At 64.2% G+C, this 226-nt stretch carries 1 protein-coding gene; it reads right to left on the bottom strand.

The features are described 5' to 3' along the window. On the bottom strand, positions 1-226 hold a 226-nt coding region (locus tag ASH02_RS26740), incomplete at both ends, for a hypothetical protein (protein ID WP_200959224.1).

Raw genomic sequence — 226 nt, 5'->3', positions numbered from 1 at the left:
GGTGGTGGCCTCATCACTGATGAGGTCGTGGAACTTCGCCAGGTCCAGCGAGTCACCCATCGCATCGAGCCGTGACGTGCCGTTGCCTGCACCCGCGTTGTGGTCGATGGTGACGTCCCACTGGTCCTTCCCGGGCACCGGGGACGGGTCGTTGTCGAGTTTGTCGGGGTGGAACTTCGCGATCGCCGACCGGATGGTCTTCTCGATGGTCGGGATCCCGTACCTG

This window comes from Nocardioides sp. Soil796 (assembly GCF_001429525.1).
GTDB lineage: Bacteria > Actinomycetota > Actinomycetes > Propionibacteriales > Nocardioidaceae > Nocardioides.
The sequence above is the reverse complement of the archived record's forward strand: the minus strand, read 5'-3'. Positions and strand labels throughout refer to the sequence as shown.